The following is an 11,870-nucleotide window of genomic DNA, read 5'->3' on the forward strand; positions in this document are numbered from 1 at the left end:
GTTTTAAATATGAAACAATTTGTAGTAGTTGGCTGTGGTAGATTTGGTAGAGCATGTGCTATTGAATTATCCAATACTGGCCACGAAGTATTATTAATAGATAATAATGAAGATACTGTAGATGAAATGAGTCGTATTGTAACTCACGCAGTGTATATTGAACATTTGACGGAAAATTCATTGAGTTCAGTCGGTGTTGGAAATTTCGATGTGGCGATAGTTGCTATATCTTCAAATTTTGAAGCATCAATTCTATCTACTGTAGTTTGTAAAAAATTAGGGGTAAAAAAAGTAATCACAAAAGCTAAAGATACTCTTCACGGTAATATTTTACTTAAGGTTGGAGCAGATAGAGCAATAATTCCAGAAAATGATTCAGCGGTAAGACTTGCTAAGAGTTTAATAAGTGATCAAATCTTCGACTATATTGAATTTACTGATGATTATTCAATTGCAGAGATTACTCCCAAAAAAGAATGGATAGGAAAGAACTTCATTGATATTGGTATGAGAAGTAAATACGGCATTAACGTTGTTGCTGTTAAGAATAATGGAGAAATGAATATCAATCCTTCACCAGAATATACAGTAAAGTTTGAAGATTACTTGATAGTAATTGGATCAAATAAAGATTTGGACAAAATTACTGAAACAGGTGATAAAGATGATAACCTCTACTTCAAATAAAATATACAAACACGTAAAATCACTTTATAAGAAAAAATATAGGTACAAGTATAACGAATTTGTAATAGAAGGTTATAAGCTTTATGAAGAAGCGATTAAATCAAATTTAAATATCAAACAAATAATACTAAGAGAAGGGGAAGAATTTATTGATGGCTGTGTTTGTTTTGATTCAAAAACTTTCAACAGTCTCAGCGAAATGAACAATCCTGAAGGTATAATTTGTGTAGTTGATTTTATTGAGAACAAAGATAAGGATACAGATAAAATTCTATTTCTTGAATGTATAAACGATCCAGGAAATTTGGGGACAATAATAAGAAGTGCAGAAGCTTTTGATTATAATAAAATTATTTTATCTGACAATAGTTGCGATATATATAATTTGAAAACTATTAGAAGTGCTATGGGTAGTTTATTCAGAATAAATATTTCTTATGAAAGTATAGATGTCTTAGAGAATTATAAATCAAATGGATTTAAAATTTATGAGACATCTTTAGAGAAAAATTCTAAAAGTATTCTTGAAATTAAGGACAAAGAAAAACATGTTCTAATAATTGGAAATGAAGCAAATGGAATTAGTGATGAAATAAAAAAATACGCTGATGAATTTTTGATAATTCCTATGGATAATTTAACCGAATCATTAAATGCTTCTATAGCTGCTAGTTTGAGTATGTTTTACCTATCAAAATTGACAAATTAGTAGTTATATTATAAAATAATTAAAAATGTTGAAGAAGAAAATACAAAACTAGATACAAAGAGAGATATGGGTTGGTGTGACATATTTATCGAATTTTGTTGGTTCGCTTTGAAGTTGCTAATATAGCCGTGTAGGGTGCGTTAAACTTGCGAGTGATGTTATCATAATTTGGGTGGTACCGCGGAAATACAATCTTTCGTCCCATAGGGGATGAGGGATTTTTTTATTGTTTAAGGAGAAAATAATGAAAGAAGAAATTTTGAAAATTAAAGATAAAACTGTTGGTTTAATCGATAATGCCAGTGATCTAAAATCTTTAGAAGATATTAGAGTAAAAGTTCTTGGCAAAAAAGGTGATTTGACACTTGTTCTAAGAAATATGGGTAAACTTTCTAAAGAAGAAAGACCGGTTATGGGACAATTAGCAAATGAAGTTAGATCTGAAATTGAAGAATTATTGTCCAATAAATTTGAACAATTAAAACAAGAGCAAAAAAAGATTAAATTAAAAGAAGAAGAATTAGATGTAACTGCAAATAGAGGTGTCAGAGAGATTTCTCACAGACATCCACTTAATGAAACGATAATCCAATTGGAAAATTTGTTCCAAACAATGGGATTTGATATTGTAGATGGTCCTGAAATTGATACGGTTGAAAATACATTCGATTTATTAAATTCACCAAAATATCATCCTTCAAGATCTTTATCTGATACTTTTTATTTGGATGATAAAACTGTACTTAGACCACACACATCAAGTGTACAAATTAGAACGATGAAAGCTCAAGAACCACCTATTAGAATGGTTTCTGCGGGAAGAACTTTTAGATTTGATGATGTAGATGATACACATTCACCAATGTTTCATCAAATCGAAGGATTGGTTGTGGACAAAGGCGTTACTATGGCTAACTTAATGGATACAATCAATATTTTCATCAAAAACTTATTTGGAGAAGAAATAGAAACAAGATTTAGACCACATTATTTTCCATTTACAGAACCTTCAATGGAAGTAGATGTCACTTGCTTCGATTGTAAAGGCGAAGGATGCCCAAGTTGCAACGATACAGGTTGGAGTATGGAACTTTTAGGATGTGGAATGGTTCATCCAAATGTTTTAAGAAATTGTGGAATAGATCCTGAAGTTTATACTGGATTTGCATTTGGTATGGGAGTTGACAGGATTACAATGGTAAAACACAAAATCGACAATATAAGATTGTTGTACGATAACGATAAGAGATTTTTGGAACAATTCTAGGAGGAAATATGTTATTACCTATTAATTGGCTTAAAGATTACGTCGATGTAGACGAATCGATAAAAACTATTACAGATAGACTTTCAGAAACAGGAAGTCACGTTGAATCGGTTATAGATAAAAGTAAATATTTAAACGATAAATTAATTGTCGCTCAAATAAAGAAAATTGATAAACATCCAAATGCAGATAGATTATCGATAGTTACGTTAGATACTGGTAATTCAGAAATAGAAGTAGTAACAGGTGCAAAAAACATCAAAGAAGATATGTTTGTTTGTTATGCTCAGGTAGGGGCAACTCTTCCGGGAGGTATTGTTTTAAAAGAAGCTGATCTTAAAGGAATTATGAGCCCTGGAATGTTGACAAGTTTTGAAGAAATGGGATTTGAAACTTCAGTTGTAGATAAAAACTCCAAAGATGGAATCGCTGTTTTATCTGAAAACGAAATTGGTGAAACTGTTACTGAAGCACTTGAAATTAATGAACCTATAATTGAGTTTGAAATCACACCAAACAGACCGGATTGCTTATCCGTTTTAGGAATGGCAAGAGAATATGCTGCATCTTTTGGCAAAAAAATCAAGTATCCTTCTATTGAAATCAAAAACTTTGATGAAGATATCAATGATTACGTAAATTCTGTTGATATTCAAACTAACAAGTGTACTCGTTATGTGGCTAGAGTTGTAAAAAATGTAAAAATAGGAGATAGTCCACAATGGCTAAAAAATAGACTTATTCAATCTGGAATTAGACCTATTAACAATATTGTTGATATTACAAATTTTGTAATGTTAGAAACTGGTCAACCAATTCACGCATATGATTTGGATAAAATCGCAGATAAGAAAATTATAGTAAAAGAATCTGGTTCACAAAAATTTACAACATTAGACGATGTTGAACGTGAATTATCAGATGATATAATAATTTGTGATGGTGAAAACACATTAGGTATCGCTGGAATTATGGGTGGTTTTGATTCAGAAATAACATCAGATACTACAAATGTGCTTATTGAAGCTGCAAGTTTTGATAGCGATATAATTAGACTTTCATCAAGAAGATTATCTTTAAGAACTGATGCCTCCACAAGATTTGAAAAGGGTGTAAGCCAACAATTATGTGATTTAGCATCATTGAGAGTTTGTAAATTAATTGAAGATATTACAAATGCCACTGTGATTAATAATTCTATAGATGTGATTACATGTAAAGAAAAATTAGAAGATGTAGAGCTATCTTTCAAAAAATGCAATGATTTATTAGGATCAGATATTTCAAATGAAGAAATTAAAAATATATTACAATTATTGGAATTTAAAATTGTGTCAGAAGACGACGAAAGAATCAAAGTTAAAGTTCCATTCCACAGACAAGACGTTTCAATTTATCAAGATTTAATTGAAGAAGTTGGAAGAATTTACACATTTGAGAAAATTGGCGCTAAACCTCTTATCGGAAAACTAAAGAGAGGTGTTAAGAGCGAAGAAAGAATTGCCATAGATAATACGAAAAAAGCTTTGTATTCTATGAATACTTTTGAAGTGTTGTCTTATTCATTCATCAGCCCAAAGTCTTATTCTAAAGCAATGGTTGAAATGGATGATGATAAATTGATCAAACTAATCAATCCACTAGGAGAAGATTTCTCTGTGATGAGATCCACAATTATACCAAATATTTTGGATATACTATCTAAGAATTATAAAAATAAAATCAAAGATATTTGCGTATATGAATTGGGAAATACTTTCCACTTGGTCGGAAACGAAAGAATCGAAACTAAAAAATTAGCTTTGGGAATGTATGGAGATTATGATTTCTACGATGTTAGATCCATGATTTTGGCATTATTTAACGAATTGGGAATTGATAATTATGAAATCGTAAAAAACAAAGATAATAAAACTTATCACAGCGGTAGATGTGCTGATATATTTGTAAATGGTGAATTGAGCGCAACATTTGGTGAAATAAGTTATGAAGTAAGAGACAATTATGACTTTGATAATAGGGTTTATGTTGGAGAAATTCATTTTACAGAATTAATTAAACATATGGATTTCAAAAAGCTTTACTCACCAATTAGTAAATATCCTTCAATTGAAAGAGATATAGCTCTTGTGGTGGATAGAGAATTGGAAAGTATTGAAATTGAAAAAGAAATTCTAAAGCACTCTAATGGTATCATTAAGGATGTTTACTTATTCGATGAATATAAAGGTGAACATGTTGATAATGATAAGAAGAGCTTAGCTTACAGAATTATATATCAATCAAAAGATGAAACATTAAAAGACAAAACTATTGAAAAAATACAAGAAGAAATATTAAATTCATTAGAACAAAAATTCAACGCAACATTGAGAAAGTAGGAATGTATATGAACAAATTACAAGTTGTAATTCAAGGTTCAACTTACAATATTGTTACTGAAAAATCTAAAGAAGAAACAGATAAGATAGTTGAGAAAATTAACAAGGATATTGCAGATTGTAAAAACAGAAATTCAAAATTAACGACTTTGAATGCAACTATCTTAGCTCTTATGAATTTGGCAGAAACTCACGATAATTTAACAACTGAATTAAATGAATACAAAAAAGAGAATGATCCAATTATAAAGGATTATTCTAACTTAAAATCTGATTGCGAAAAATTATATCAAAATTTGGTTATTAAAGAAACAAACTTAAAGCAAATGACTAAACAATACAATGAAATTAAAGAAAATTCTGAAAAGGAAAAAGAAGATATAAAGAAAAAAGCTGAAAAATACGCTAACGAAATCAAAGCGCAATATGAACAAAACGCATCAGATTTAAATACAAAACTCAAAAAAGAAAATAAAACTACGGAAGATTTGAAAAAGCAAATTGAATTTTACGAAACAGAAAATGATGATATATCTCAAAAATACAAAGATTTAAAAGACGAATATAATAAATTAGCTTTTGAAAAAAATAAGCTAGAAAATATTTTAATGGATTATCAAAGGGATGAAATCATTGATTAGTGAAATATTAGCTCCTTGCGGAAATTGGGAAATGGTAAAAGCAAGTGTCCGTGCGGGAACTGATGCCGTTTATCTTGGAACAAAAGATTTTTCCGCAAGGGCTTATGCTGAAAATTTTACTGTAGAAGATGTTAAGGAAGTTGTAAAATACTGCCATTTAAGAAACGTAAAAGTTTATGTAACATTAAACACTCTTATAAAACAATCAGAAATTCACAAGGCAATTGATTATGTAAATAGATTATATAACATCGATATTGATGCACTAATTGTGCAAGATATTGGTCTGGCATATCTTGTAAACAAGTTATTTCCTGATATGGATTTACATGCATCTACTCAGATGAACATTAATAATTTGAATGGGGCATTAATTGCCAAAGAACTTGGTTTCAAAAGAATTGTATTGGCTAGGGAAACTGATTTAGAAGAATTAAAAAATATTAGGAATAACTGTGACATTGAAATTGAAGTTTTCATTCATGGATCATTATGTGTGTGCCAATCAGGGCAATGCTTGATGAGTTCATTAAATGGTGATAGAAGTGCAAATAGAGGAAGATGTGCTCAACCTTGTAGGAAGGATTACAAGATTATTTTAGCCAACGAAACTATTAATTCAAAGCTGTCTTATCTCAGTCCAAAAGATTTGTGTACTATTGATAATGTTGACGAAATCGCAAAATATTGTGATAGTTTGAAAATCGAAGGAAGAATGAAATCAAAGGAATACGTGTACTCTATTGTAAAATCTTACAGAGAAAAATTAGACAATGGTAAATACGATTATTATTTAGACGAAGTTAAAAATCGTGGATTTACAAAAGGATTAATCAATAATACAAATGGATACAATTACGTTGAACTTGGTAGGAAAAATCAAGTTAAAGGCAACATAGTAGGAAAAGTATTAGGGAAAGGGAAAATAAAATTTACAAAAGATGTATTAAAGAAAGATATTCTAATACTTTCTAATGGAAAAAATACTTTTCCGTTGACATTAACTGAAAATTATACGAAAAATAGCATAGCTTCGTTTAAAAACATAGGTGATGCTCTTGAAAATTCTGATGTAAAAAGAGTTAGTCACATTAAAATAGTTGATGAATCAAATGAAGAAAAAAATTTGAAATTTGATTTACAAGTCAAGTTTATTTGTAAAAAATTTCAACCTATTCAAATATTTGTAAATGATCTAATATATAACACTAATATAATTTGCGATGACGCAAAAAATAAGCCGATAGATGACGATTTTATACGTAATCAAGTACTAAAAACAGGAAACTATCCAGTAAATATTTCTGAACTGGAAATTATACTAGATGATGGATTATTTTTATCGAAAAGTCAGATAAATCAGATAAGGAGAGATTTCATAGAATTTTATTTGGAAGAAAAAGCTGATTTTAATCATAGAAAACAAAAAAATGTTGATCTGAAAAATTTAGATAATCTAATAGAAAAAGATAGAATTAATACTTCAAGTTATAAAACAGTTTATGTAGATGAAGTGGATGGTTACAGCGATAAAATTTCATCAGAACACATCGTGAGAGTTCCAAGATTTTTGAATCAAGAAAAAACGGATAAGTTTATAAAAAGGTGCAGAGAAAATAATGTATCCAAACTTTTAATCAATAATATTGGAGATATCATTATAGCTAGGGATATTAAAGCTGATTTTGTTGTTAGTGACTATCAGATGAATGTATTTAATACTTTATCAGCAAAAGTTTTAAATGACTTGGGAGTAGATGTAATAACTTTATCAGTTGAATTAAACAAATCTGAAATTAAAGAAATTGTAAAAAATTCAAATTACAATTATGAATTTGTTGTTGAAGAAAACTTAGTTAATATGGTTACTGTTTATTGTCCTTTTTCGAGCATAATAAAATGTAATGGGAAAAATTGTGAGTTCTGTAAGTTTAATGATTGTTATATTGAAGGAGATTTTTCTAAATATAAGGTTGTAAGAATGGACGATTACTCTTTAATTTATTCTTGTGATAGAATTAAGATAGATGAGAATGATATAGATTTTAACTTATATTCAATTAGAAAGAACAAATATGCAACTGGAAAATCTAATGAATTTCATTTTAAAAAAGGAATTTTATAAATGGATAAAAAGACATTAAACACACTTGAATACAACGAAATAAAAAATAAAATTGAAAAATTTTGCAAATCTAAATTGGGGAAAAGTATAGCCAATAAATTGGAACCTATGATTGATGAGGATGAAATCAGACAAAGCTTGGATGAAACTTATGAAGCTATGAGTATGATTTACAAATTTTCTAATCCTCCTATATATGAGATTATAAATGTTAAAGCAAGTATAATGCATGTATCAAAGGGTGGATACATAGTTCCAGAAGTTTTGTTGAAAATCGGCCAAATCTTAAGTAGCGTTCACGATATAAAAAGATACGCTGGGGAATCTGACGAAAATCACGAAAATTACCCTATGATTATGGCAATGATGGATTCTTTGATGGAAGAACCTGATGTAGTTGCAACTATTAATAATGCAATAATTTCCGAAGATGAAATTAGCGATAATGCCAGTAGAAATCTGGCAAGAATTAGACAAACTAAAAGGCAAAAGACAGAAAATATTAGAGATAAAATAAATAGTATTTTATCTTCTAATGATCAAGCATTACAAGAAAACATCGTAACTATGAGAGATGATAGATATGTAATTCCTGTAAAAGTTTCACATAAATCATCTTTTAAAGGAATCGTACACGACCATTCATCTTCGGGTCAAACAGTCTACATCGAACCGATGGAGGTTGTAGAATTAAATAACGAATTGAGAATGCTTGAAGCAGAAGAAAGAGAAGAAATAATAAGAATTTTGAAAGAAATTTCTGATAGAGTTTATGATGCCAAGGATTCGATTTTTGTGGATCAGGATGTTTTATCAAGATTAGATTTCATATTCGCTAAAGCAAAATATGCTATAGAAATTGATGCGACAAATCCCAAACTAAACACTAATGGATATTTTAACTTCAAAAATGCAAGACATCCTTTATTGGACAAGAAAAAAGTTGTGCCTATAAGTATTTATCTTGGTGATGATTACAATACATTGGTTATAACTGGACCTAATACTGGTGGTAAAACTGTAACACTTAAAACAGTAGGTCTGATAACTTTAATGGCACAATCTGGAATTTTAATTCCTGTAGATGAAAATTCGGAAGTAGCAATTTTCGACAATATCTTCACAGATATTGGTGATGAACAAAGTATAGAACAATCTTTGTCTACTTTTTCAGCTCATATGAAAAATATTGTACACATTGTAAATAATATTACATTTAATTCTCTTGTGTTATTCGACGAACTTGGTGCAGGAACCGATCCAACAGAAGGAGCAGCACTAGCAATTGCAATTTTGAGAATTTTCTTAGACAAATCTATAAGAACAATTGCTACAACTCACTATTCTCAACTTAAAATATTTGCATTGACAGAAAAATACGTAAAAAATGGTTCAGTAGAATTTGATGTAAATACTTTATCACCAACTTATAAATTGAGAATTGGGATTCCTGGTAAATCAAATGCTTTTGAAATTTCTAGAAGACTTGGTCTTGATGATGATATAATTAATAATGCAAAGGAAATTTTATCTCAAGAAGACAAAGATTTTGAAGATGTTTTATCTGACATTGAATCTGAAAAGAAACAAATTGACGAAGACAAAAAAAGACAATTAGAGCTTAAAGAAGATTTATTGAAGCTTCGTGATAGATATGAAAAAGAACTTGAAAAGACAAAATTAGAAAAAGAAAGAATTATTAACGAAGCAAAAGAAAATGCAAACGAAATTTATATGCAAGCTAAGGAAGAATCACGTGAGCTTATCAATAAATTAAAATTCTTAGAGAAAGAATCTGATGCTAGAACAGTAGCTAATGATGTTGAAAGTAAATTTAACAAAAGAATTAAAAAGAGTTACAATAAGAAACTTTTGAATGAAACGTCTAAAAAACAAAATCTACAATTAGGAGATGAAGTCGAAATCTTAGGAATTGACCAACAAGGTACTATTGTTACAGAACCTGATAAAAAAGGTGATTTATTGGTTCAAGTGGGTATCTTAAAGATAAAAGCCAATGTTAAGAACTTGAAGAAAATTAAAGAACAAGAAGTGATTCAATCATCAAAGAGCATTAAAAGTATTATAAAAAATAAAGCTAATTCTGATATAAAAAGCGAAATAGATTTGCGTGGAAAGAATATTGAAGAAGCAATTTACGAACTTGACAAATACATTGATGACTGTGTAATTGTTGGTTTGAAAAAAGTGAATATAATTCACGGCAAAGGAACTGGTATGCTCAGAAAAGGTATCAGAGAATACCTAAGAAGTGATAAAAGAATCAAAAAGATTGAAGATGCAGGTTACAATGAAGGCGGTCTTGGAGCTACTTTCATTTATTTAAAATAAGGGGATTAAAATGATAAATTTTAAAGAAGAAGTAAAACAAATTATACTAGGATTTGACACTGGTCTAACTGAAGAAGAAATATCAGATTTAATCGAAATTCCACCAAACAGTGATATGGGAGATTATGCGTTTCCAGTGTTTAAATTAGCAAAAACTTTTAGAAAAGCACCTAATTTAATCGCAGAAGAATTAGCTAAAAAAGAATTCAGCAATGAAAATATCAAAAAAATTGCAAATGTAGGTCCTTACGTAAACTTTTTTGTAGATAATTCAAAATTAGTAGAAAGTGTTCTAACAGAAGCTGTTAAAGATGATTTTGGAAGTAGTCATATTGGCGTTGGGAAAAATGTTGTGTTCGACTTTTCTTCTACAAATATTGCAAAGCCATTTCATATTGGACATTTACGCTCCACTGTAATAGGAAATGCCATAAGAAACATAATGAAATATCAAGGGTTTAATACAACAGGTGTTAATTACATCGGTGATTATGGAACTCAATTTGGTATGATGATATCAGCTTATTTAAAATGGGGAGACGAAGATAAAATAAATGCTGATCCAATAAAAGAACTTTTAAATCTTTACGTAAAATACAATAAAATTGCAAAAGAAGATGAAACTTACATGGATGAGGCACGCGATTGGTTCGATAAATTAGAAAAAAAAGATCCTACAGCTGTAAAATTATGGTCATGGTTTAGAGAAATTTCTCTAAAAGAATTTCAAAGAGTTTATGATTTACTAGGAGTTGAGTTTGACAATTTTAATGGTGAATCATTCCACTCACAATTTATTGGAGATGCATTAGAAGCAATTGATAAGAAAAATTTGCTAGAAGAATCCGATGGTGCAATGATAATCAATTTGGATGATGAAAACTTGCCACCTGTTTTAATAAAAAAATCAAATGGGTCTTCAACATACTTAACAAGAGATATTGCTACTGCAATGTATCGTAAAAAAACTTACAATTTTTATAAAAATGTATACGTTGTTGCTAGTCAACAAAAACTTCATTTTGAACAATTAAGAGCCGTTTTGAAAAAAATGGGATTTGATTGGTGGAATGATTGCGAACATGTTTCTTTTGGTATGGTTAGCATGAAAGATGGATCTATGAAAACAAGAGAAGGTAAAGTTATTTTCCTAGAAGATGTTTTAAATAGAGCTATTGATAAAACAAAATCAATCATAGAAGAAAGAAATCCTAATCTTGAAAATAAAGAAGAAGTGGCAAAACAAGTTGGTGTTGGAGCTGTAATATTCCAAGATTTATTCAATAATAGAATAAAAGATTATACGTTTGATTGGGATCAAGTTTTGAATTTTGATGGAGAAACTGGACCATATACACAATATACATTTGCAAGAAGCTGTTCTATATTAGACAAGGGAGAATTTGAATTAAAAGACAATAGAAAATTTGATTTATTAGTTGACGATACAGAAATCGACATTGTAAAACACTTATCAAAATTTGAAGAAGTTTTATTAAATGCTACTGAAAAATACGAACCTTCTTTCTTAACACGTTATACAGTAGAATTAGCAAAACTATTCAATAAATTTTATGCAAATTGTCCAATCAACACTGTAGAAGATGAACTAAAATATCAAAGATTGTATTTAACTTATTCTGTTAACAAATGCTTGAAATTATCTTTGAGCTTGTTAGGCATTGAAGCACCAGTTAGAATGTAGGGA

Annotated in this window: 8 protein-coding genes and 1 other annotated feature; all 8 genes read left to right on the forward strand. The window is 29.3% G+C overall.

What is annotated here, in order from left to right; translation table 11 throughout:
• Positions 1 to 9: 9 nt before the first annotated feature.
• The 8 genes from GKF99_RS02325 to argS all read left to right on the forward strand — a co-directional run bounded on the left by GKF99_RS02325 (position 10) and on the right by argS (position 11,867).
• A complete protein-coding gene (locus GKF99_RS02325; protein ID WP_094207221.1) occupies positions 10 to 687 on the forward strand; it encodes a TrkA family potassium uptake protein in 678 nt (225 codons plus the stop codon).
• Positions 665 to 1,396, forward strand: a complete 732-nt coding sequence (locus tag GKF99_RS02330) for an RNA methyltransferase (RefSeq protein ID WP_154272592.1) — start codon at positions 665 to 667, stop codon at positions 1,394 to 1,396. Before GKF99_RS02325 ends, GKF99_RS02330 begins: the two co-directional genes overlap by 23 nt.
• A gap of 19 nt (positions 1,397 to 1,415) precedes the next feature.
• Positions 1,416 to 1,603 (forward strand) — a binding site (T-box leader).
• 37 nt (positions 1,604 to 1,640) lie between these two features.
• Entirely contained in the window at positions 1,641 to 2,663 is a 1,023-nt protein-coding gene (pheS, locus tag GKF99_RS02335) for a phenylalanine--tRNA ligase subunit alpha (RefSeq protein WP_154272593.1), read from the forward strand.
• 8 nt (positions 2,664 to 2,671) lie between these two features.
• Positions 2,672 to 5,044 (forward strand): phenylalanine--tRNA ligase subunit beta, encoded by a 2,373-nt coding sequence (pheT, locus tag GKF99_RS02340; protein WP_154272594.1) that lies wholly within the window; start codon positions 2,672 to 2,674, stop codon positions 5,042 to 5,044.
• Positions 5,045 to 5,052: 8 nt separating this feature from the next.
• Positions 5,053 to 5,685 (forward strand): cell division protein ZapA, encoded by a 633-nt coding sequence (gene zapA / locus GKF99_RS02345; RefSeq protein ID WP_094203736.1) that lies wholly within the window; start codon positions 5,053 to 5,055, stop codon positions 5,683 to 5,685.
• Positions 5,669 to 7,810, forward strand: coding sequence for a U32 family peptidase (locus GKF99_RS02350; RefSeq protein WP_241673560.1), 2,142 nt, complete (start codon positions 5,669 to 5,671; stop codon positions 7,808 to 7,810). Before zapA ends, GKF99_RS02350 begins: the two co-directional genes overlap by 17 nt.
• Entirely contained in the window at positions 7,811 to 10,162 is a 2,352-nt protein-coding gene (locus GKF99_RS02355; protein ID WP_154272596.1) for an endonuclease MutS2, read from the forward strand.
• Between the two features lie 10 nt (positions 10,163 to 10,172).
• The gene (argS, locus tag GKF99_RS02360; protein WP_154272597.1) at positions 10,173 to 11,867 is read left to right on the forward strand and encodes an arginine--tRNA ligase; all 1,695 of its coding nucleotides are present in this window, start codon (positions 10,173 to 10,175) and stop codon (positions 11,865 to 11,867) included.
• The last annotated feature ends 3 nt before the right edge of the window (positions 11,868 to 11,870 follow it).

The organism is Finegoldia sp. BIOML-A2, from assembly GCF_009678315.1.
Lineage (GTDB): Bacteria > Bacillota > Clostridia > Tissierellales > Peptoniphilaceae > Finegoldia > Finegoldia magna.